Origin of the sequence: Phyllobacterium myrsinacearum, assembly GCF_014138285.1 — a bacterium.
In the GTDB taxonomy this organism is placed as follows: domain Bacteria; phylum Pseudomonadota; class Alphaproteobacteria; order Rhizobiales; family Rhizobiaceae; genus Phyllobacterium; species Phyllobacterium myrsinacearum_A.
Window position 1 is genome coordinate 88,155 of sequence record NZ_JACGXN010000011.1, and the last position, 21,646, is coordinate 109,800.

A 21,646-nucleotide genomic window follows, 5' to 3' on the forward strand; every position below is an offset into this window, starting at 1 on the left:
CAGAGGCGATCGGGGCGCCGCCAATGACTTGGTTAGGCCAATTGCAGACATTCGGAGACGATAATGTCTTCTGTTGCAGGTCGATCGTCTCGACGCTATATTGCTCACGTCGGAAAAGGCAGACTTGGTTTGGTAAGCCCAAGTCCTTCTGGAAACGGAAGCTCTGTCCCTGCCTTGTGCATGTGTTCCCCTCGACGAACATCGGATGCTGTCCAAGCGTCTATTGTTCGTCCGTGTGGTTCTCAGAATGACGAACTGCTCCGGTCGAACGACCCAAGCGAGTAGTTCATGCGTGATTTGTCCAAGATTTATGATGTTATGATTGCCGGTGCAGGTCCTGTAGGCCTGTTTCTCGCCTGTGAGTTGCGCCTTGCTGATCTCTCGGTGTTGGTGCTGGAGCAGGCCGAAGACCCGCAGTCCCCCTTAAAAGGGCTTCCCTTCGGGATGCGCGGCCTGTCTGCGCCCACTATTGAAGCCCTGTACCGTCGTGGCTTGCTGGACGACATCACGCCGCCGCAACACGCGAAAGGTTCATCGGGCGACAGCAGTGCTACGACTGCCGCGCACTGGATGCAACAGCCGCGCCGTCCGGGCGGCCATTTCGCCGGCATCCAGTTCTTTCACGACAATATCGACACCTCGAAGTGGCCGTATCGCCTTCCGAGTCCGGCTACCACCAACTTGGCCACCAGCATGCAGCATATCGAATCTGTCCTTGCCGCTCGCGCGAGCGCGATGGGGGTAGGGGTCAGGCGCGGCCTTGGTGTGGAAGCCTTCGACCAGTTGGATGACGAGGTGATTATTCGTGCGGGTGTTGAGACCTTTCGCGGACGCTGGCTCGTTGGATGCGATGGTGGCCGCAGCACCGTGCGCAAGGCTGGCGGCTTTGAGTTCGTCGGTACCGAACCCGAGTTCACCGGCTATTCCGTTGAAGTCGAAATGGCTGATCCGGATAAGCTTGTCCCAGGCCGGCATTATACGCCGACAGGCATGTACACTTATCAAAAGCCCGGGACCATTGCGATTGTCGATTTCGACGGAGGCGCTTTTCACCGGACCCAACCGGTTACACTTGAGCACGTGCAGACCGTATTGCGCCATATCTCCGGCACCGATGTCACTTTGACGGCGCTCCAGCTTGCTACCACGTGGACGGACCGCGCCTACCAGGCGACGGTTTATCGCAACGGGCGGGTGCTGCTTGCCGGCGATGCCGCACACATTCATTCCCCTCTGGGTGGCCAGGGGTTGAACCTCGGGCTCGGCGACGCGATGAATCTTGGATGGAAGCTGGCAGCTACTGTCCGTGCCGACGCGCCGGACGGTCTGCTCGATAGCTATTTTGCCGAACGGCATCCGGTGGGATCGCAGATACTTGACTGGTCGCGGGCCCAGGTGGCACTCATGCGGCCAAGCCGGAGTTCGCGCGCGCTTGAAGCGATCATCCGTGATCTTATCGAGACACGCGACGGGGCGACATACTTTTCCGAGCGGATCTGGGGCGTGTCTCTGCGCTATGATCTTGGCGGCAGTCACCCGCTGGTCGGCCGCAGTAGTCCCGACTTCGAGCTGGCGGACGGGACGAAGCTCGGAGACTATCTCAGAAACGGGACGGGCATTTTACTGGACTTCGACCCTGGTGCACCGCTTCAGGGGCTTGCAAACCGCTGGAATGGCCGGATCTTGTACGTTGCAAGTGATGTCAAGGATAGGCTTGGCTTGAGCGCCGTGCTGGTGCGCCCCGATGGCATCGTCGCCTGGGTCAGTGAGGCTGCTCCGAACCAGGAGGAAGTTGTACAGGCTGCATCGCGATGGTTCGGCAAAGTTTAGAAATACGTGAAGAGCGAAATATCACCCGGGAGTTGACGAAAGTGAGAGTTGGCATCGGGGTGAACTCTACCATCTGCAACAGGACCGTCCAACGATGGTCACGCAGCCAAAGCGTGTGAACGTTGCCATGGTCGCTCGGTCCGCGATTTCGCCTATTGCCTGAACCCATTCCTAAAAGTGCGTTGACCTCACAACTATTCCATTTTGGAATAGTTGTGAGAAATTATGCATTGGATTTTTTCGGACTCATCCATTCAGATGTCTAGAAAATAGGCTCGCGTAAAATATAGGCATTATATCTGCGCCCAGTCCCGCGAGCATATTCAGGTTTCAAGCATTCTGGGGATCGGCATGGATTCTGCCGCGGACAAAGTTGATCGTACCAACGCGGCCTGCTTGTATAGGTTGCAGGTCGATGATCTGCACAATCTGTATATCGAGGAACATGGAAACCCAAAGGGGGTGCCCGTGATTTTTCTGCACGGCGGGCCGGGCGCGGGACTGAATGTCAAGCACGCGGCAACATTCGATCACGACGTCTTTCGGGTCATTCTGTTCGACCAGAGGGGTTCAGGTAAATCCACGCCACATGCCAGTATCGAAAGGAACACCACGCAGGATCTGATCGCCGATATTGAGAAAATTCGCGTGCATCTTGAGATCGATACCTGGATTGTGGCGGGTGGGTCGTGGGGAAGCTGTCTTGCATTGGCCTACGGGCAGAGTTTCCCGCAACGCTGCCTCGGCTTCCGGTTAAACGGTATCTTTCTCGCTGCACCACACGAGATTGAGTGGTGGTTTCAGGGAAGCCGCACGATCTTCCCTGATTATTGGGAAGAGTTTGCGGCTCCTGTGGCCGTTGAAAGACGCCATGCCCTGTTGCCCGCCTATTACGAATGGCTTACCTGCGGCGACAGCAAGACCGAACTTGATGCCGCGATCCGTTTGCGAACTTTTTCAGGCTTCACGCAGACTTTTCATCCAGATCCCGAGCATGTCCGCTCACTCACGCATCCTCAGGCCGCGCTGGCCGTCTCGCGATTGTTTACACATTACTGCATAAACGGTGCCTTCATGGCCGAGAAGCAACTCATACGCAATATCGATTCCATCCGGCATCTGCCATGCGAAATCGTCCAGGGCCGTTATGACACCGTGACACCCATGTCGGCGGCATGGGCGCTTAAAACGGCATGGCCCGAGGCTGGGTTTAAAGTTGTGACTGACGCCAATCATCAATCGACGGTCGAACCCATGGTCACAGCGCTTAGGCAGGCCACTGATCGTCTTGCAGAAAAATTGGCGAGGAGCGCAGCGTGACAACAGCAATACTTCATTCCGTTGAGCCGGAACCATCTTTCATATCGATTACCCGTTATTTCGATATCCTTTCATCGAAATCGCCGGCTCTATCATTCGACGGGCAGTTGATGGCCTATCTGAGCGATGAAAGCGGATTCAATCAGATCTGGGTTAAGTCGTTGTCCGGTGGCTTGGCGCGGCAGCTCACGCATATGGCCGAGCCGGTTGGTGCACTTTCCTTCAGTCCAGTCAGCCGGAACATGCTTTTCACAGTGGATTCCGGCGGCGACGAGCGTCATCAACTCTGGTTGCTGAAAGAAGGATCAGACACGCCGGTCGCGCTGACCACGGATCCAACGGTCGTCAACGTCTGGGGAAGTTGGTCTCCGGATGGACTGCGAATTGCCTATGGCTCAAATGCCCGTGACCGCCGACATATCGACCTATATGTGATGGACATGGCAACGCTCACGCCGCGTATGGTGCTTCAGGCAGACCGGTACCGCGAGCCGTTGGCGTTCTTGCCCGATAATAAACATTTGCTGGTTCGCGATTCCCGTCGTTCGATGCGCGATCAGGACCTCTATCTGCTGAACCTTGAAACCGGAACGTATGAGCCTTTGCTTCCGCACAGAGGGTATTCACGCTATTTGGCGCCGAAAATGGCGGCCGATGGTTTCTTTCTCATTACCGATCAGGACAGCGAGTTCCAGGGTGTCGCCTTCTACTCCATTCCACGCGCCGCGCTTGAGTGGTGTATCCGGCTGGAAGGGCGGGATATAGAGGCGATAGCTCTTTCTTCCGACAAGACGAAGCTTGCATATGTCGCCAATACAGATGGTTGGAGCAGTATACACATCCATGATCTGGGTACCCAGGCTGAAACCCACGTTGAAGGGCATCCACCCGGTGTTGTCGATGGGATTGTTTGGAGTAAGGATAGTGCCAGTCTTGTCTTTTCGCTTGAAGGGGCATCCACGCCACCTGACATTTGGCGTTACGAGTGTGCGGCGAAGAGCTTTAGCAATCTGACACGTCGCGAACAATTCAACATCGATGTGTCAAACTTTGTTGAACCGGTGGCAAAGCGCACAACAAGTTTCGATGGCGCTGAAGTGCCGTTCCTCGTCTATCTCCCGGCCGGTCCCTCACCGGAAGCCGGTTATCCTGCGGTCATCATTGTGCATGGTGGACCAGAGGCGCAGTGGATTCCGACATTTCGTGCCGACATCCAATACCTGTTGGCGCAAGGCGTTATGGTGGTTGCTCCCAATGTTCGCGGCAGCACGGGCTATGGTAAAGTCTGGTGTCACCTTGATGACCGAGAATTGCGAATGGACAGTGTTGCCGATCTGAAGGCGGTGCGTCTTTGGGTGCGGGAATTCGGAAAGGCCGACGATAGCCGCGTTGCGGTGTTCGGCCGTTCCTATGGCGGGTTCATGGTACTTTCCGCCATGACTGAATACCCTGATCTGTGGAAGTGCGGGATCGAGTTCTACGGCATCGCCAATTTCAAGACATTGTTGCAAACGACCGGCCCATGGCGAAGCTATTTGCGTGCGGCAGAGTATGGCGACGTCGAAACAATGCCGGCCGAGCTGGAACGTTTTTCCCCAATCAACAGCATTGGCAACATCAGTGCTCCGCTGATGGTTGTGCAAGGGATGGATGATCCACGCGTGCCGCCGGGCGAAAGCGAGATGGTTTATTCCTGCCTGCGCGGACTGGGACGTCCTGTCACATACCTGCGCATCCCGCATGCGGGACACGGGTTCAGCCGGATTGAACACAAGCATGAGGTCTTCTGCGCACTGGCCGATTTCATCGAACAGTATCTGTGAAGCCTTGAAGATGGCGCGACATCAATATTTGAAGCGAGGAAAGCGATGAAAAATTCTGAGATTGTATGGGACCTGGTTGATACCAAGAAGGCCATTTTTGAAGCTTTGAGCGATCGCATATGGGGCATGCCAGAGATTGCCTACACCGAGTATCGTTCGGTTGCCGAACACACTGCCATGCTCAAGCAACAGGGCTTCCGCGTGACCGAGAATGTGGCTGGCATTCCTACCGCTGTCATGGGAGAGGCGGGAGAGAGAGGCCCGATCATCGCTATTCTGGGAGAGTATGACGCTCTTCCAGGCTTGAGCCAGGAAGCCGGTGTTGCTGAACCACGCCCGGTTCCCGGTAATGGCCATGGCCATGGGTGTGGTCACAATCTACTCGGGTCGGCTGCAATGCTTGCCGCAACGGCAATCAAAGACTGGCTTGCAGAGACAGGAACGCCGGGCCGCGTCCGCTATTATGGTTGTCCTGCAGAAGAAGGCGGTGCGGCAAAATCATTTATGGCCCGTGAAGGGGCTTTCAACAATGTAGATATCGCGATCACCTGGCATCCAGCCTCCTTCACGGAAGTGGCGCGTGCACACTCTCTGGCCAATACACGCATGGATTTCAAGTTCACGGGACGAGCTTCCCATGCATCAGCCGCGCCACATCTTGGACGCAGCGCGCTCGATGCGGTCGAACTGATGAATGTTGGCGTCAACTATATGCGCGAACACATGCCGTCCGACGCGCGCATCCATTATGCCATGCTTGATTCCGGCGGTATCGCGCCAAATGTTGTGCAGGCCACCGCTGCCGTGCGTTATGCAATCCGTGCACGCGATCTTTCGGGAATGCTTGCCTTGAACGAGCGTGTCAAGAAAATCGCTGAAGGTGCCGCGCTGATGACCGAAACCAAGGTTTCTATCAGCATCATGAGCGCGGTTTCCAACCTTCTGCCAAATCGGCCCTTGGAAGAGGCGATGCAGCGTAACATTGAACGGCTTGGCCCTGTTCCCTTTGATGATGCCGATAAAGCTTTTGCCGCGAAAATTCAGGCAACTTTGAGCGACAACGATATCGATAATGACTATGCCCGGGTCGGTGTTGCAAGGAGGGCGAATACACCGCTTTGCGATTTCATCGTTCCGCTGGACGTACGCGGCGAACCTATGGTTGGTTCCACCGATGTTGGCGATGTGAGCTGGGTCATGCCCACTGTTCAGGCACATGCCACCACTCACGCAATCGGCACGCCGGGGCATTCCTGGCAGATTACATCTCAAGGCAAAATGGCAGCGGCCCACAAAGGCATGGTCTACGTCGCGAAAGTCATGGCTGCCACCGCGCTTGACCTGATCAACGACGAAACCCTGATGGCGCGAGCGAAGAAAGACCATCAGGACCGCCTTGGCAAGACACCCTATGTCTGTCCCATCCCTGCCGATGTGAAGCCGCCCCTGCAACCAAAACAAGACGCTGCCTGAGGGGAAGCAATGCACCGATCCGGTTGCGGATATCGCTATCCGGATCGGTATTTCCAACCTGCTCCAATCATAAAAATCAAATTCCAGAGGGATCCGAAATGAGCAAATTGAGAAATGGAAAGACTTTTCGACGATTGAGGAGAACACTGACCGCGACCATCGCAGGGGCTGCCATTGGGCTTGCCGCCCTACCGTTGGCTGGACGGGCCGCGACACCGGGTTCGGCGCTTGTCATGGCGTGGAACATTGACGCCATCAGCACGTTTGATCCGGCTCAGGTTGGTGAAGTGGTTACCAATGAACTGATTCAGAACACCTGCGATTCCCTCGTGGATTTTGACCCGTCTGACGAGTCGAAGGTCGTGCCGGGTCTGGCGAAAACCTGGGATGTATCGCAGGACCGGCAACAGATCACTTTTCATCTCAATGCGGGTCTCACCCTGCCTTCGGGTAACCCGGCAACAGCGCATGAACTTGCATGGTCGATGCAGCGCGTCGTCACGCTTGGATTCGGGAATGCCGCGACCCTTACCGAATACGGTTTCAATAAGGAGAATGTGAAAGAGCGCATCGTTGCGACTGACGACAATACGCTGGTCATGAAACTGGATAAACCTTATCCGACGAACCTCATCCTGCAGGCGATCGGCGCCAATCGCGTGTCTGGCCTGATGGACATGAAGCTCCTCATGGAAAAGCAGGTGAACGGTGATCTTGGAAATAAGTATCTCGCCACCAATACAGCCTGTGTCGGTCCTTACAGACTTGCCCAATGGAATGCCGGCGAGTCGATCGTGCTACAGGCAAATGACAATTATTGGGGTGAAAAGCCGAAGCTTCAACGCATTCTGATCCGTCACGTTGCCGAGCCTGGCACACAGCGTTTGCTGTTGACCCAAGGCGACGTCGACATAGCGCGCGATCTTTCGCCTGACGATCTGGCCGACCTTGACGGAAAGCCTGGCATAGAAATCAAAAAGGTGTTGAAGCCGCAACTGTTCTTCTGGGTTTTCAATGCCGCAGATCCGGTTTTTAAAGACGAGAAGGTGCGTCTCGCCATGCGTTACCTTATCGACTATGACGGCCTGGCCAAATCGGTAATGCCTTATCTGGGTGTACCGCGCGCAAGTTTCGCCCAGATCGGCGCCATCGGTGCTCTTGACGAGAAGGAAGGTCAGCCTTTCTCTCTCGATCTCGACAAAGCCAAACAGCTGCTGACTGAAGCCGGCTATCCAAATGGCTTCGAGAGCAATGTTCTCTTCGGAACACTGCCGCACTCGGCGCCGATTGCTCAAAGTATTCAACAGAATGCGGCTAAGGTCGGCGTGAAGCTCAATCTTGAACGGATGGCCAATGCTCAGCTTTTCAGCCGCATCCGTGGACGCGAATTCAAGAGCGGCATGTTGGCATGGCAGACAGGTGTGCCCGATGCACATGGCAACGCGTCGCGTCTGGTCTACAACCCCGATAACCGTGCCGAAGCCAAGCTGACCCAAATTCCGGCATGGAGGGCATCGTTCCAGAATGAAGATTTCAATGCCCGCGTTCAGCAAGCATTGCTGGAAGGTGACCCCGAAAAGCGTAACCAGCTCTATTTTAGTCTGCAAAAGGATGTGATGGAAAAGGGACCCATGGCGGTCATGTTCCAGATGTATAACATCATAGGCGCAAGCGACAAGGTTAAGGACTGGTCGTGGAACGGCTTTCGCGTCTACTACAGTTCAGCCCATAAATAGGGGGCGCGACCAATGGTGGACATTACACAAACAGCGCCCCGCGCGATTGCGGGGACGCGACGGAAACTGCTGCCGTCCTGGGTCACATTCGCCGGGAAAACGCTTCTTTCTGTCTGCGTTACCCTTCTAGGGCTGGCAGCCCTGACCTTTTTCATTGGCCGGCTTTTGCCAATCGATCCTGTTGTTGCCATTCTTGGAGATAATTCAACGCAGGAAGCTTATGACAACATGGTTCGCCAGCTCGGGCTGGATAAACCTCTTTGGTATCAGTTCGGCGTGTATATCAAAGGCATTCTGTCTTTAGATCTCGGACAGGCTCTGACAACCGGGAAGCCGGTTATCGACGATATCGCCCGGGTTTTTCCGGCGACGCTGGAGCTGGCAAGCGTGGCTATCGTTATCGGCACAGGGCTGGGAATCCCCGCAGGGGTTCTGGCTGCGATGTACCGCAATTCCTGGATTGATCACACGATACGGTTCATTGGGCTTCTCGGTTACTCCGCTCCCAATTTCTGGCTGGGCCTGATGGGGCTTGTACTTTTCTATGCGGGGCTGGGATGGATCGGCGGGCCTGGCCGCATCGATCTCATTTATGAATTCGATATCCAACCGGTCACCGGTTTCTACCTGCTCGATACTGCAATGGCAGGCAATTGGGACGTCTTCCGCAATGTCTTCAGCCACATCATCCTGCCTGCATCGATTCTGGGGTTTGGCGCGCTTGCCTATATCAGCCGCATGACCCGCAGCTTCATGATCGAGCAGCTCAGCCAGGAATATATCGTAGCCGCGCGTGTGAAGGGTCTGTCATGGCACAGGACAGTGTGGGGACACGCCTTTCGCAATATCGCCGTACAGGTTGTGACGGTCGTTGCACTTTCTTATGCCTTCCTGCTTGAAGGCGCCGTCCTTACGGAAACGGTGTTCGCATGGCCCGGGTTTGGCCGTTATCTCACCAATGCACTGTTGGCGGGAGATATGAATGCTGTCGTTGGCTGTACACTGCTGGTCGGTGTGATTTTCGTCAGCCTCAATCTGCTCTGCGATCTTCTTTATCGCATCTGCGATCCTCGAACCCGGTGAGAACAATCATGACAGACAAGATCATCGATAATTCCGCTCCTTTGCCGACGACCATTGGCGAATGGCTTCGCGCACCTGTGCCGACCTCACCGTTCCAGGCTCGCACACAGCAACTTTGGCTGAAATGGTGGCGGTTGCGGTCCAATGCGTCAGCTCTCTTCGGCCTTTGCGTCATTCTGGCAATCCTCGCTGTAGCTATATTTGCCCCTTTGCTCGCGACGCATGACATCTTCGAACAGAACCTTGCCCAACGTCTCATGCGCCCGTCAGCCATTCATTGGCTGGGTACTGACGAACTCGGCCGCGACATATACAGCCGTTTGCTCTTTGGCGCGCGTATCACGCTTTATATCGCTTGTCTGACAGCCATCATTGTTGCCCCGATTGGCCTGCTGATAGGCACGAGTGCCGGTTACATCGGCGGCTGGGTTGATATCGTTCTGATGCGTATCGTTGATATATTTCTGGCTTTTCCAAGCCTCATTCTGGCGCTTGCTTTCGTAGCGGCGCTGGGGCCGGGCATCCAGAATGCCATCATCGCTATTTCGCTGGCTTCATGGCCGCCAATTGCCCGTCTCGCCCGCGCCGAAACCTTGACTATTCGCAAGTCCGATTACATCTCGGCGATCCGGCTTCAGGGCGCCTCGCCGTTGCGTATCATTCTTGGACATATCGTGCCGATGTGCATGTCCTCGGTCGTTGTGCGGGTAACGCTCAATATGGCAGCGATTATTCTGACTGCTGCGGGGCTCGGCTTTCTTGGATTGGGTGCTCAGCCCCCCAGCCCGGAGTGGGGTACCATGCTTTCCTCGGGTCGGGAGTTCATGCTGACGAACTGGTGGATTGCCGCCATACCTGGTTGTGCAATTCTCCTGACCAGCCTTGCCTTCAATCTGCTTGGCGACGGCTTGCGCGATGTACTGGATCCCCGCAATGGCTGAACCTCTTCTCAGAGTCGAAAATCTCAATGTAAATTTTCATACGGCACAGCGTGTCAACCATGCAGTCCGGGGTATCTCCTTCAGCATAGGGCGCGAAAAGGTCGGCATTGTTGGCGAATCCGGTTCCGGCAAATCGCTTACCGGGCGCTCTGTACTGAAATTGACAGCCAAGGCGGCGAAGGTAACAGCCGACAGAATGTCGTTCGATGGCATTGATCTGCTTGAGGCCTCCGAACGCCAGATGCGTACAATCCGCGGTAACCGTATTTCGATGATTATGCAGGATCCGAAATTCTCGCTCAATCCGTTGATGCGGGTCGGCCATCAGATCATGGAGGCCTATCGGTTGCATCATCGGGCAACCGTGAAGATTGCCAGGGAAAAGGCACTGGCAATGCTCGAGGCGGTACACATTCGCAATCCGGATCGCGTGTTCCAACTCCTGCCACACGAAGTTTCCGGGGGCATGGGGCAACGGATCATGATCGCTATGATGCTGATCCCGGAGCCTGATCTGATCATTGCAGATGAGCCTACGTCAGCACTTGACGTAACAGTGCGCCGACAAGTGTTGAGTATTCTTGACGAGTTGATTACCCGGCGTAATGCAGGATTGATGTTTATCAGCCACGATCTCAATCTGGTTGCGGATTTCTGCGACCGCGTTCTGGTCATGTATGCCGGACGGATCATGGAGGATCTGCCCGCCAGTGAGCTGCACAACGCCAAACACCCTTATACGCAGGCGCTGTTGGAAAGCCTGCCCCGCATAGATCGTCCGGTGGACATGCTTCAAATCCCGACGCGTGATGCGGCGTGGCTGAACGGACCTGTTCTGAAAAGCGGGGAATGGGTATGAACGTGACAACCGACAAGATCATCGAAACAGTTGGCCTGACTGTCGCGTTCGGAAGTGGTGCTACGTCAACCACCGCAGTCAACGATGTGTCGTTCTTCCTCGATCGAGGAGAGGCGTTTGGTTTGATTGGCGAGTCCGGTTGCGGCAAGTCAACGATCCTGCGTGCGCTTGCGGGATTGAACCCCGACTACTCGGGATCAATCCTGTCCGGCAATAAGGAGGTGGGACATCGTCGTGACAAGGCATTTTTCCGTCGTGTCCAGATGGTATTTCAGGATCCCTATGCTTCGCTTCATCCCCGCAAGATGGTGCAGAATGTTTTGCTTGAATCGTTGATTATTCACGGTTTCGACAATCATCAGAAGAGGATCAGTGCGGCGCTTGACGCTGTGGGGCTGGGATCGGCTTTCCGGTACCGTTACCCTCACGAACTTTCCGGCGGTCAAAGACAGCGTGTGGCCATTGCGCGTGCCTTGATCATTGAGCCGGAAATTCTGCTGCTGGATGAACCGACCTCGGCCCTCGATGTCTCGGTACAGGCAGAAATCCTTAATCTGCTGAAAACGCTGCGGCGGGAGAGAGGTCTCACTTATCTGATGGTCACACATGATCTTGCCGTCGTTACGCATCTTTGTGAACGTATCGCCATCATGCACAGCGGCCGCATTCTGGAAGAAATGACGGTGGAGCGGATTCGGGCAGGGGAGGTCAAGGAGGAATACAGCCGTAACTTTCTCGCGGCCAGCATCGGTTATAAGCCAATGGAATATGCATCATGACCACTTCGAACGGTTTGGTCCTGAACCTTGATGAGGATGTAGAAACGCGTGGCTGGTCACGGCATGGTCTGGAAGCGATGAGGGCCTATGCCGCCACGATTGCAAGTGATGCATTGATCGTTTTACAGGGCGACAGATTGATTGCAAATTACGGCGATCTTGAATGTCGGTATCAGTGCCATTCCATGCGCAAGAGTTTTCTCAGCGCACTGATCGGCATTGCAGTCGAAAAAGGCACTATCGATCTCTCACTGACGCTGCAGCAACTCGATATCGATGACAAGGAGAGCCTGAGCTCTGTCGAGAAACAGGCAACGATCTTTGATCTTCTGACAGCCCGTTCCGGTATTTATCACCCGGCAGGTTACGAGACGGCGTGGATGAGGTCCCTCAAACCCCCGCGCCATTCGCATGCTCCGGGAACACATTGGTGTTACAGCAATTGGGATTTTAACGCGCTGGGTACGATTTACACCCAGTTGACTGGTTTCGACATTCACGATGCCTTCAATAACCTTATCGCCAAGCCGCTCGGCATGGAGGATTTTCGCTATGACGAGGAGCGTAGGGACGGGGGGCTGCAACCCGACGAATGTTCGTGGCACCCTGCCTATCCTTTCCGCATGTCGGCACGTGATCTTGCCCGTTTCGGCCAGTTGTTTCTGCAACAGGGGGAGTGGAACGGCCGGCAGATCATCCCCCGGGACTGGGTGACAACCAGTGTGTTGCCCTACTCCGACGCCGGGACACGCGGCGCCTATGGTTATATGTGGTGGATTTGCCGCAGTGGTATCGCGTTTCCCGAGGTTGTTTTGCCTGACGACAGCTATCACGCCCTTGGTGCAGGCGGTCATTTCTGCCTGATTATTCCGGCATTCGATCTTGTCATCATTCATCGCGTCAATACGGATATTGCAGACCGGGAAGTAGACCGGTTCCAGTTCGGCAAATTGCTCAAACTTCTGCTCGCGGCCCGTAGAAACTGATGGGCCACTAATTTCACAATAACTGAACGGGACCAGCGATGACCAGTATCATCGAAACAATTGCTGCGTGGTGCAGTTCGCAAACAGAATTCAGTCACGGGGCACGCGAACACGCAAAGCATGCAATTGCCGACACGATCGGCTGCATGTTTGCGGGACAAAGTGATTTTTCTCCGCAAGCGGCAAGGCGCGCGTTCGCTGGTTATCTTACACCGGACGGTCCATCGAGCATTGTTGGTGGCGGAAAGGCCAATGAAGCGGTCGCCGCGTTGATCAACGCCACAGCTGCTCACGCTCTCGATTATGACGATAATTTTCTGCCTGGTATGAGCCATGCGTCCGCAGTGCTGGTACCTGCGCTGCTTGCGATCGCAGAAGCCCGCAATGCTGGCGGCAGCTCTTTGATCGATGCCTATCTGATTGGCCTACAGGCACAAGCTTTCGTCGGTGATGGCGTCGGGTCTTCGCACTATACCGCGGGCTGGCACGGCACGTCCACAATCGGTACGATTGGTACTGCGGCCGGCATCGCCTGGTTGATCGGTCTCGATGCGGACGGAATCGCCCGAAGCTTGAGCAATGCCGTCAGTCTGGCATCCGGCATGAAAGGTCAGTTTGGGACGCCTATCAAACCGCTTCATGCTGGACTTGCTGCACGCAATGCAATCGATGCGGCCAAGATGGCTGCAAGCGGTATGACTGGCCGGTTCGATATTCTGGAGGGTGAACAAGGTTTTCGCGAATTGTTTGGAGGCCGCCATCCCGGCCAATGGGACGCCAGGGCCATCGCAGCAACCGTAAAGCACACGATCGAAACGGCTGGTGTCCTTCCCAAGCGTCACCCATGCTGCGGTTCTACCCATCTGATAAGCGATGCAATTCTCGATCTGAAAGCCTTGGAGCAATTCGAGATTGATAATGTCGTGTCAGTTGAAACGCTGGTCGGCATTTCCAATTGGCGAAACCTCTCCTATCCTCGGCCGCAGGACGAAATGCAGGCGCGTTTCTCCATGCAATATTGTGTGGCGCGTATTCTGCGCAACGACTCTCTTGTTCTTTCGGATTTCACCCAGGAAGCGGTGAGGAACAATCCTGATGTCGAACTGATGGGCAGGGTAAGCATGACGCCCTATACCGAAGAGCAGGAACTTGTCAGTGGTTCAAAGTTACCGCACGTCGTAACAATCCACCTTGCTGACGGACGGACATTGAAGGCAAAGCGGCAAGCACCCAAGGGGGCACTGGATGACCCGTTTGACGCACAGGACCGCGAAAAAAAATTTATGGACTGTTGTGGCAATCTGGCTAACGGCAGGGATATCTACAGACGTTTGTGCGCGCTGGAACACCAGGACGATATGCATTTTCTGACACCGGTTTTTGCACTGTGAAAAAGCCGGCAGTGTTATTCAGCTGCGAGCTCGGCGACAGCTTGCTCCTGAGTGACGATTTTTCGCCAGAACTGTTCCGCATGCCTGCTGCGAAATACGAGCGGTCGATATACTCTGATGTCCACGAGAAGTTCCCAGCTGCGGTCACCCGCGCAGACCAAAGTGCCGGTTGCAAGCTCCGTCCTTATGAGGCTCTCAGGTATCCAGGCAACGCCGCTGCCAGACAGCGTCATTGCCTTGAGCCCAGCCGCCATTCCATTCTCATAAATGGTTTTGAGCGGTAAGGGCCTGCGCGAAAATACGTGATTGAGCATGTGGGCGAAGAAGGAGCAATCGCCATAGCTGAGATACTCGATTGGTCTTTGACCCGTGGTCAATGGATGAAGCGGCTTCCCTGTTATATCCGGAGCACATACCGGGATGACTTTCTCCTGACCGAGCGGCAGGAAAGCATATCCCTCAAGTTGCTTCATTGAGGGAATTGAATCATGCGCGTAAGTTAATAAAAAATCACTCTCGCCGTTGAAAAGTGACGAAATATTCCCGAGAAACGATGACTTCGGTTCGGAAAAACGTGTCCGGGTCGCAAATCCAGCGGACTTAATCCAGTGGGGGAAAAAAGTAAGTGAGAGTGTGTTCAACGTTGCAAAAGTGAGTGTATCGGCATTGTGAAAATGACGCTGCTGCATGCTGCTTCGCAGTTCTGAAAGGGTGGACATAATCTCCGTTGCCTTGGCAAAGAATTCCTGGCCTTCCGGGGTAAGCTGCACCGGATATGTCTTGCGAGAAATCAGAGAAGCACCCAGCCAATCTTCGAGCTGCTTGATACGGCGGCTCAAAGCTGGTTGTGTTATATTGCGCTCACTCGCCGCTCTCGAAAAGTTTAGGCAACGCGCCAAGCTGACAAAGTCTTCAAACCATTTGAGTTCCAAGCATTCAGCCTTTCAATTTCAAGTGGCACACCCTTCATCAACTGGTGGAATATCTTCTGCGGGTTTCGACGCGAATGCAACATGCGCTTTAAAGCTTGTTGTGTCACAAACTATGGATTTGGCACGAAATTGATCATTCATTCGGACACCGTGCTGGCTGCACTCGCAGCCTGATCTGCAAATATAGGTTTGCTCTGCACGTAGCCGCCGTTAATCGTCACTGCTGCGTGACAAGCGGATATTGCGCCGTTTCTTGTGTCCATCTGGAAGCTTTGCGACACAGGCCGGCAACAATGATGCCTTGCTGAGCCTGTGTCGTCGATTAAGTCAGGCCGTGCGTTCTTCTGCAGCATTCGGCCGCCACTTGATCAGGCGGCTTTCCACCACATCAAGCACGCGGTCAATGACGAGAACGAATATGGCCAGGATGATGATGCCGGCAAAGACGCCAACGGCATCGAAATTGCCTTCAGCCTGGGCAATCAGATAACCAAGGCCCGCGGATGCGCCGAGGTATTCACCAATGATGGCACCAACGACCGCAAACCCGACCGAGGTGCGCAAAGAGGACAGGATCCAGCTTGCCGCAGCGGGAAAATAAACATGACGCAGAAGTTCCGAACGCTTTGCCCCGAGAATGCGGGCATTGGCCAGGACCACCGGATTGACTTCACGCACGCCCTGCATTGCATTGAAGAATGTGATGAAGAAAACGAGTGTGACGGCAAGCGCCACTTTCGACCAGAGGCCAAGTCCAAGCCAAAGAACAAAGATTGGTGCCAGTACAACGCGAGGGATGGCATTCAGGCCTTTGATGAAAGGGTCAAGAATGCGGGCAGCACTGCGGCTGAGACCAAGCCATACGCCAGCTGCAACGCCAAGCCCCGTTCCTATGACATAGCCGAGCACGGTTTCCGTCAGCGTGATCGTGACGTGACGATAGAAATTGGGATCGATGATCCAGGTGACAATCTGGTTGAAAATGTCGATCGGTGCCGGAAAGAAGAAGACGTCGATGACGCCGGTTGAAACCCCCAATTGCCAGCCGCCCAGAATGGCAACAAGCAAACCCAGTTGAATAAGTCGTTCAGTCGCGACGTTCATAGCTCTTCTCCACTTCGCCGCGCAGCGACGCCCAGATATTGCGGTACAGATCCATGAACCGCGGATCCAGTTTGATTTCAGCGACGTCGCGGGGCCGCGCAAGATCTACATCGAAGCTGTCGATAACCCGGCTGCGGGGACCGGCGGCGAGCACTGCCACCCGGTCACCAAGCGCTATTGCTTCTTCCAGATCATGCGTGATCATCACGACGGCACGGCGCTCTTCCTGCCAGAGGCGCAGAAGTTCGTTCTGCATCAAATGCCGGGTATGAATATCAAGCGCTGAGAAAGGCTCGTCCATCAAAATGACTTTCGGGCCGCTGATCAGTGCCTGTGCCATCTGCACACGCTTTCGCTGACCGCCGGAAAGCTGATGCGGGTATCGATGTTCGAAGCCTTTCAGCCCAACTTTGGCAAGCCATATCATCGACCGTTCCCGGCGTTCTGCTGTTGCGACGCCCTTGAACAACAATCCGAGTTCCACATTCTCGATAGATGTTTTCCAGGGCAGCAAGGCATCCTGCTGGAAGAGGTAACCGATATCGTTCTGAATGCCCGACACCGGATTGCCGTCGATCGAAACGCGGCCGCCCGATGGCTTGAGCAGTCCGGCAATAGCGTTCAGTATCGTACTCTTGCCGCACCCGGTGGGGCCGACGATGGCGAGAAACTCTCCGTCGGCCACGGTCAGATTGACATTCTCCACCGCAACGAACGTGCCAAATGATATCGTCACGGAATCGATGGATACCATCGCTTTTCGTTGTTGCTCGACTGTTGCCGGCACAACCGGTTTTACCATTGCCAGGGCCATGGTCTTCTCCCTCAGTTCGTGCCTTCGCGGGGCGCTTTGTCGACAAAATTGTTCGTGTAAGTTTTCTTCAGATCGATGTCCGTTGCGGCCACCTTGTCATTGAAGCTCTTCAGAACAGCCAGCGGAGTTTCAACGTCGGTTTCATCGAAGCGGCCATCGACGGAGAAGATCGGCTTGGCATTTGCCACGGCCTTCACGTAGGTATCGCGGTCTCCGGAAATGAACGCTTCGGGGAGCTTTTGAACGATCTCCTCCGGTGCGCTTTTGTTCATCCATTCGAGTGCCTTGACGGTCGCGTTGACGACTTTTTGGATCGTTTCCGGATTCTTGTCGATGTAGGATTGCGTGGCATAGAGAACGGAGGTCGGATAGATGCCGCCGTAAATCTCCTTGGCGCCTTCGTCACTGCGCGCGTCAATCAGGATTTTGCCGACGGCTTTGGCTTCAATGAAGGTAGCGGCCGGATCGTAGTTCACCAGCAGGTCAACCTTTCCCTGTTCGAGGGCAGCAACGGCTGCGGAGCCCGAGCCGACACCGATGAGGGATACGTCATCGGCCGAGAGCTTGTGACGCTGCAGATAATATCGAACGAAGAAATCAGATGAGGAACCGGGGGCGGTGATGCCGATCTTCGCTCCCTTGATGGTTTCTGGCTTTGCCGGATCAAACGTTGTGTTCTTGCCGCCTGCAAGCACCAGACCCGAATTTCGCGCCAGCAAGACAATGCCAACGACGTCTTTCTTTTGTGCCTGCATCTGGATCGTGTGGTCGTAGAAGCCAACGGCTATGTCGGTGGAACCGGCGACAAGCGCCTGCAGTGTCTTGGAACCGCCCGAGGCGAAATTCTCGACGGTGACATCAAGGCCTTCTTTTTCGTAAAGACCCAGGCCTGACGCGACCGGAAATGGCAGATTGTTGAGATTGTAAGAGCCGACGCTGATGCGGACAGGTTCGGCGAACGCTGACCCTGTAAATGCAACAGTCGCCGCCAAAGCGAGCATAAGTTTATGCATGGTATTTTCTCCCAGATGTGCGATTGCCCTCCCGGCAACCGCGTTCAATTATGCCGCGCAAACCATTTGCGCCACAGGTTTTGCAAAGACCTGGCCCTCGAACAGGCGGCGGGCGGTCCTCAATATGCCGGCCACCGTTTTGCCATCCCGCGAATCCAGCTTTACCTCCAAGCGTCCGCTTGGATGTTCGAGAATAAGGACAACGGGAGGCTTGCGCTCGCCGATCAAAGCCGATGCGACGGTGTTGTCACTGATGCAAGCCGTGGCAATGCCAACGGCTCCCGTTGTGGCAAGCGAGGGGTGGCATTCGTGCGGCATGAAGTAGCGTACATTCAGATCGCCGCCTGCTTTTGGCTTTGAGATCAGTACAGGCTTCGGCGTGACTTGCGCCCGTACGTCTCCCATCCCCATGCGCTGACCCGCTTGCAGCCGCAAATTTTCCAGCCGCTCGCGTAAGACGTAGTTGGCGTTGAGTTCGGCTGCGGTCTCATAGCCGGTTGCTCCGATGGCGGCGGCTTCGAGGATCATCATGGGCATGGCGCAATCGATGCAGGTGACATCAATACCGTCGATAAACTCGCGCGTCTGCCCAGTCGGGAAGAGACTGCCCGTCCGCGCACCGGCTGCATCCATGAACGTCAGGGCAATCGGCGCAGCGTGTCCGGGTACCCCGTCAATAGATGCGTCACCGAGATAAGCAACACGGCCTTCGGGCGTTGGAACCTCCGCCTCGATTAGCTTGCCCGTATTGACGTTGTGTATCCGCACCCGCGTTATCGGTCCTGTCGTTTTGACAAGACCGGCTTCGATGGCAAACGGACCGACTGCCGCGAGCATGTTGCCGCAGTTGGGCGATGTATCGACCATTTGCTGATCAATGCGAACCTGGGCAAAGAGGTAGTCGACATCTGCGCCCGGTACGGTTGCCGGGCCGACGATTGCAACTTTGCTGGTGACGGGGTTGCCGCCGCCAATACCGTCGATTTGCAGGGGATGGCCGGAACCCATCACGGACAGTAGAATCTGATCGCGCTGACGCGGATTGGATGGAAGATCAGACGCCAGGAAAAAAGGACCCTTGGACGTACCGCCTCTCATCAGGACACAGGGTATGCGAATAAGGTCATTCATGGCTCAATGCTCTTTAATTCATGCGTTCAACAAAACAATCTGTTGATTTATTGCATTTTGCGGTAAGATAATTGATATGTGAAATGCAAAGTTTATGAGGATTGATGCGATATGAGCATTAATTGTGAGATACTTGATCTGCGGGCATTTCTCGCTGTGGTGGAACTGGAGAGCTTTCACCGGGCAGCAGAAGCGCTTAATCTCTCGCAGCCCGCATTGAGCCGCCGCATTCAGAAGCTGGAGGCAACAATTGGTGCGCCGCTTCTGGAGCGGACCACACGCCATGTGTCGGCAACGGCGGTGGGGAGTGAGCTCATTCCGCTCGTTCAGCGTATGCTGGAGGAGTTTGACGGCTCGCTCTTTGCGGTGCGTGACATCGGAGCCCAGCGCAGTGGGCTTGTAACCATCGCCTGCCTGCCCACGGCCGCTTTCTATTTCTTGCCAACTGTTATCAAGCAGTTCAACGCAGAGTATCCGCACATCCGGTTCCGTATTCTTGATCTTCCCGCGACTGACGGGCTTTTGGCCGTTGCCCGTGGCGAAGTGGAATTCGGTATTAACATCATGGGTGCAGCGGACCCCGATCTGATTTTCGACCGGTTGATCGAGGACCCATTCGTGCTTGCGGCACGCAAGGACCACCCGCTTGCGGCCAAGAGCGAACTGGGATGGGAAGACCTGACGCCTTACCCCCTCATCACGGTCCACCGGTCCAGTGGCAACCGGACCCTTCTGGATGCGGCGCTGGCAAAATCCAATCTGAAACTACGCTGGTTTTACGAGGTGACACACTTGTCGACATCGCTGGGTTTGGTCGAAGCTGGATTGGGGATTTCCGTGCTGCCCAAGCTGGCAACGCCACAGGACGAGCATCCGTTCCTTGTAACCCGCCCGATCCGCAATCCGGAAATTTCGCGAACCATTGGTGTTGTCAGGCGGCGGGGAGGAACATTGTCACCGGCTGCCGAACGGTTTCTGAACATGCTGATCGGTACGTGGTCGGAAGGCTAGATGCATGCAGAATTGGCGTTCGGGTTGCGACTTTGTCTGTTGATTGGGGCGAGGTGCACAAAATGACCGGAATGGCCGCGCTTGTGAGACACCAGCAGTTTCAGCATCAGCGTGCACGGTCTTGCATTCAGAACAGGCAACGAAATACCGGAGAAGTCGCATATCCATCTTGGCTTATTCAAGATTGGTGTGATTGCTGCGCATAGTCTCGTCTGAAACCCCCAGCTTTGCCTTGAGTTTAAGAATCATGACCTCAAAAAGCACGAACAGAGCTCCTTCGAAAACCGAGCCCATGGGCAGCAGGGAGCGATCGGAATCCCGATCATTTGCCATTGTCTGAGCAGGGATCACCAGAACCTCATCTGACGCTTGAGGTACCCGTCCTTGTGGTTGAGCGGTAATCGTAATCACCCGGGCACCCGCGTTTTTTGCCACCTCTACCAAAGCGGATGCCGTGGCAAGATCTCCCGGCCCGGCCGTTACCAGGAACAGGTCACCTTTTCCGATTGCCGGTGTTACCATTTCGCCGACAACGGATACCGATTGCCCCAAATGAAAGAGCCGCATGGCGAAACCGCGTACTTGTAATCCCTCACGCCCGCAGCCAAATACGCTCACATGGCGTGCCGTGGATATGGCGTCTACGATTCGATCGACAACAGTATCATCAATACCCTCGGCAGCCTGGCCAATATCCTGCATTGCCCGCCTGTACAGACGCGCCTCTGATTGAAAATCTGTCATCGGTTTTCCTCCCCGGACACAAACGGTTTGATCTCAAATGTCGAGCCTATCAGCTTTTCTGGTCAGCACACCGAAGTCGCCATCGGCAGCGCCGTTCTCAACCGCATGCTTGACTGCGCACGCCCGAAATCCGTCCGCCGAAAGGCAGCCACGGCATGATCAGTTGTTTCAAAGATCTCCATTCGTTCAATTCCAGATCCATGCACCAGCGCCTCACACCGGTCAATCTGCATTCCTTGACCCTCCCGTACAAAAAAACCCATTGCTGGGCTCCTCATGATTTGCCCTCAATCGGCATGAACGCCAATTAAGGCGAGATCATCCGGTTTATTGGAACAGCGCGAGTTTATGGCGAATGGCTTGTCATAGTGTGGGTCGATGTGGTTTTGGAGTCGCGGACCATCCCGGCCGTCTTTCGCACGTTGCACCAACTGATCGGGCCAGTAGCTTGGGTGGATCAGCTGAATAGCGTTGTAGAAGTCCGATCTTTCCGTCTTGTCTCGTTGTGATGCTGGCCCGTGGCAGACAATATGAAAACCGCGTGGCAGGAATCATGGATGATGAAGATGTGCCGTCCCCATTGCTCTGAATGTACTGAGGGTAGCCGAAATCACGCTATTACTGCTCTTGTTCGGCGCGTTGTCTTGTAATGGATCACTAGAACCGGCTGTCCGGT

At 55.0% G+C, this 21,646-nt stretch carries 18 protein-coding genes and 1 pseudogene; 13 read left to right on the forward strand and 6 right to left on the reverse strand.

Annotated elements, in window-relative coordinates; genetic code table 11:
- Positions 1-288 precede the first annotated feature (288 nt).
- From FHW16_RS23315 to FHW16_RS23365, 11 genes are all read left to right on the forward strand, one after another.
- On the forward strand, positions 289-1,830 hold the full coding sequence (locus FHW16_RS23315) for an FAD-dependent monooxygenase (RefSeq protein ID WP_182551690.1): 1,542 nt from the start codon (positions 289-291) through the stop codon (positions 1,828-1,830).
- 351 nt (positions 1,831-2,181) lie between these two features.
- On the forward strand, positions 2,182-3,150 hold the full coding sequence (pip, locus tag FHW16_RS23320) for a prolyl aminopeptidase (RefSeq protein ID WP_182551691.1): 969 nt from the start codon (positions 2,182-2,184) through the stop codon (positions 3,148-3,150).
- Entirely contained in the window at positions 3,147-4,973 is a 1,827-nt protein-coding gene (locus FHW16_RS29230; RefSeq protein ID WP_348643928.1) for a S9 family peptidase, read from the forward strand. The genes pip and FHW16_RS29230 overlap by 4 nt, the downstream gene beginning before the upstream one ends.
- 45 nt (positions 4,974-5,018) lie before the next feature.
- Entirely contained in the window at positions 5,019-6,446 is a 1,428-nt protein-coding gene (locus FHW16_RS23330) for a M20 family metallopeptidase (protein ID WP_182551692.1), read from the forward strand.
- 98 nt (positions 6,447-6,544) lie between these two features.
- Positions 6,545-8,182: an ABC transporter substrate-binding protein gene (locus FHW16_RS23335; protein ID WP_182551693.1), complete on the forward strand. Its 1,638-nt coding sequence runs from the start codon at positions 6,545-6,547 to the stop codon at positions 8,180-8,182.
- A 21-nt stretch (positions 8,183-8,203) separates the two neighbouring features.
- Complete coding sequence (locus tag FHW16_RS23340) at positions 8,204-9,265, forward strand: ABC transporter permease (RefSeq protein ID WP_432652080.1); 1,062 nt, start codon at positions 8,204-8,206, stop codon at positions 9,263-9,265.
- 8 nt (positions 9,266-9,273) lie between these two features.
- Positions 9,274-10,206 (forward strand): nickel transporter permease, encoded by a 933-nt coding sequence (gene nikC, locus FHW16_RS23345; RefSeq protein ID WP_182551695.1) that lies wholly within the window; start codon positions 9,274-9,276, stop codon positions 10,204-10,206.
- A complete protein-coding gene (locus FHW16_RS23350; RefSeq protein ID WP_182551696.1) occupies positions 10,199-11,065 on the forward strand; it encodes an ABC transporter ATP-binding protein in 867 nt (288 codons plus the stop codon). Before nikC ends, FHW16_RS23350 begins: the two co-directional genes overlap by 8 nt.
- Entirely contained in the window at positions 11,062-11,844 is a 783-nt protein-coding gene (locus FHW16_RS23355; protein WP_210278249.1) for an ABC transporter ATP-binding protein, read from the forward strand. Before FHW16_RS23350 ends, FHW16_RS23355 begins: the two co-directional genes overlap by 4 nt.
- Entirely contained in the window at positions 11,841-12,830 is a 990-nt protein-coding gene (locus FHW16_RS23360) for a serine hydrolase domain-containing protein (RefSeq protein WP_182551698.1), read from the forward strand. The genes FHW16_RS23355 and FHW16_RS23360 overlap by 4 nt, the downstream gene beginning before the upstream one ends.
- Before the next feature lie 38 nt (positions 12,831-12,868).
- Positions 12,869-14,221, forward strand: a complete 1,353-nt coding sequence (locus tag FHW16_RS23365; protein ID WP_182551699.1) for an MmgE/PrpD family protein — start codon at positions 12,869-12,871, stop codon at positions 14,219-14,221.
- A gap of 14 nt (positions 14,222-14,235) precedes the next feature.
- Here FHW16_RS23365 and FHW16_RS23370 read toward each other — a convergent pair whose 3' ends face one another.
- The 5 genes from FHW16_RS23370 to FHW16_RS23390 form a co-directional block, all read right to left on the reverse strand.
- Positions 14,236-15,153 carry a LysR family transcriptional regulator gene (locus FHW16_RS23370; RefSeq protein WP_182551700.1) on the reverse strand — a complete coding sequence of 306 codons (918 nt, stop codon included), beginning with the start codon at positions 15,151-15,153 and terminating at the stop codon, positions 14,236-14,238.
- Between the two features lie 327 nt (positions 15,154-15,480).
- Positions 15,481-16,257 carry an ABC transporter permease gene (locus FHW16_RS23375; RefSeq protein WP_182551701.1) on the reverse strand — a complete coding sequence of 259 codons (777 nt, stop codon included), beginning with the start codon at positions 16,255-16,257 and terminating at the stop codon, positions 15,481-15,483.
- On the reverse strand, positions 16,241-17,071 hold the full coding sequence (locus FHW16_RS23380; RefSeq protein WP_182551702.1) for an ABC transporter ATP-binding protein: 831 nt from the start codon (positions 17,069-17,071) through the stop codon (positions 16,241-16,243). The genes FHW16_RS23375 and FHW16_RS23380 overlap by 17 nt, the downstream gene beginning before the upstream one ends.
- A gap of 11 nt (positions 17,072-17,082) precedes the next feature.
- The gene (locus tag FHW16_RS23385) at positions 17,083-18,084 is read right to left on the reverse strand and encodes an ABC transporter substrate-binding protein (RefSeq protein WP_182551703.1); all 1,002 of its coding nucleotides are present in this window, start codon (positions 18,082-18,084) and stop codon (positions 17,083-17,085) included.
- 48 nt (positions 18,085-18,132) lie between these two features.
- Complete coding sequence (locus FHW16_RS23390) at positions 18,133-19,215, reverse strand: 4-oxalomesaconate tautomerase (RefSeq protein WP_182551704.1); 1,083 nt, start codon at positions 19,213-19,215, stop codon at positions 18,133-18,135.
- A gap of 111 nt (positions 19,216-19,326) precedes the next feature.
- Between FHW16_RS23390 and FHW16_RS23395 the strand changes: the two genes are divergently transcribed.
- Positions 19,327-20,226, forward strand: a complete 900-nt coding sequence (locus FHW16_RS23395; protein WP_182551705.1) for a LysR family transcriptional regulator — start codon at positions 19,327-19,329, stop codon at positions 20,224-20,226.
- 174 nt (positions 20,227-20,400) lie between these two features.
- On the opposite strand, the gene hxlB is transcribed toward FHW16_RS23395, so the two are convergent.
- Complete coding sequence (gene hxlB / locus FHW16_RS23400) at positions 20,401-20,970, reverse strand: 6-phospho-3-hexuloisomerase (RefSeq protein ID WP_182551706.1); 570 nt, start codon at positions 20,968-20,970, stop codon at positions 20,401-20,403.
- 51 nt (positions 20,971-21,021) lie between these two features.
- On the opposite strand from hxlB, the pseudogene FHW16_RS23405 reads away from it, so the two are divergent.
- A pseudogene (locus tag FHW16_RS23405) lies at positions 21,022-21,129 on the forward strand (IS5/IS1182 family transposase); the annotation flags it as partial.
- Between the last annotated feature and the right edge of the window lie 517 nt (positions 21,130-21,646).

Excerpts from the sequence above, each read along its gene's own strand:
- FHW16_RS23375 (WP_182551701.1), bottom strand. The coding sequence starts at position 16,257 with ATGAACGTCGCGACTGAACGACTTATTCAACTGGGTTTGCTTGTTGCC.
- pip (WP_182551691.1), top strand. The coding sequence starts at position 2,182 with ATGGATTCTGCCGCGGACAAAGTTGATCGTACCAACGCGGCCTGCTTG.
- FHW16_RS23365 (WP_182551699.1), top strand. The coding sequence starts at position 12,869 with ATGACCAGTATCATCGAAACAATTGCTGCGTGGTGCAGTTCGCAAACA.
- FHW16_RS23335 (WP_182551693.1), top strand. The coding sequence starts at position 6,545 with ATGAGCAAATTGAGAAATGGAAAGACTTTTCGACGATTGAGGAGAACA.
- FHW16_RS23360 (WP_182551698.1), top strand. The coding sequence starts at position 11,841 with ATGACCACTTCGAACGGTTTGGTCCTGAACCTTGATGAGGATGTAGAA.
- hxlB (WP_182551706.1), bottom strand. The coding sequence starts at position 20,970 with ATGACAGATTTTCAATCAGAGGCGCGTCTGTACAGGCGGGCAATGCAG.
- FHW16_RS23385 (WP_182551703.1), bottom strand. The coding sequence starts at position 18,084 with ATGCATAAACTTATGCTCGCTTTGGCGGCGACTGTTGCATTTACAGGG.
- FHW16_RS23380 (WP_182551702.1), bottom strand. The coding sequence starts at position 17,071 with ATGGCCCTGGCAATGGTAAAACCGGTTGTGCCGGCAACAGTCGAGCAA.
- nikC (WP_182551695.1), top strand. The coding sequence starts at position 9,274 with ATGACAGACAAGATCATCGATAATTCCGCTCCTTTGCCGACGACCATT.
- FHW16_RS23315 (WP_182551690.1), top strand. The coding sequence starts at position 289 with ATGCGTGATTTGTCCAAGATTTATGATGTTATGATTGCCGGTGCAGGT.
- FHW16_RS23395 (WP_182551705.1), top strand. The coding sequence starts at position 19,327 with ATGAGCATTAATTGTGAGATACTTGATCTGCGGGCATTTCTCGCTGTG.
- FHW16_RS23390 (WP_182551704.1), bottom strand. The coding sequence starts at position 19,215 with ATGAATGACCTTATTCGCATACCCTGTGTCCTGATGAGAGGCGGTACG.
- FHW16_RS23330 (WP_182551692.1), top strand. The coding sequence starts at position 5,019 with ATGAAAAATTCTGAGATTGTATGGGACCTGGTTGATACCAAGAAGGCC.
- FHW16_RS23350 (WP_182551696.1), top strand. The coding sequence starts at position 10,199 with ATGGCTGAACCTCTTCTCAGAGTCGAAAATCTCAATGTAAATTTTCAT.
- FHW16_RS23355 (WP_210278249.1), top strand. The coding sequence starts at position 11,062 with ATGAACGTGACAACCGACAAGATCATCGAAACAGTTGGCCTGACTGTC.